This window comes from Burkholderia sp. SIMBA_051, assembly GCF_046534915.1.
In the GTDB taxonomy this organism is placed as follows: Bacteria; Pseudomonadota; Gammaproteobacteria; order Burkholderiales; family Burkholderiaceae; genus Burkholderia; species Burkholderia ambifaria.
This window is the reverse complement of sequence record NZ_JAWRXS010000740.1, coordinates 1-244: the sequence shown is the minus strand read 5'-3', so window position 1 is coordinate 244 and position 244 is coordinate 1. Positions and strand designations below refer to the sequence as shown.

Here is a 244-nt window from a genome sequence, read left to right as displayed (position 1 = left end):
CTGCGCGTACTTCGTGCCGATGTGGTTGAGGATGCGGATCGACACGAGGTTCTTCGACTTCTGCAGCGCGGTCCGCATCGACATCGGGCCATCGAAGCCGCCGCCGTAGTTCTTCGGCTCCCACGCCTGGCCACCTGTTTCAGCTGCGCTGAAGAAGAGCGGCGCGTCGTTGATGACGGTTGCCGGTCCCAAACCCTTTTCTAGCGACGCCGAATAGATGAACGGCTTGAAGCTCGAACCCGGC

1 protein-coding gene is annotated in these 244 nt (G+C 61.5%); it reads right to left on the bottom strand.

All coding sequences use genetic code 11. From position 1 onward, the window contains the following. Positions 1-244 (bottom strand): penicillin-binding transpeptidase domain-containing protein (locus tag SB771_RS36430; RefSeq protein ID WP_410722216.1); only part of this gene is annotated, 244 nt, incomplete at both ends.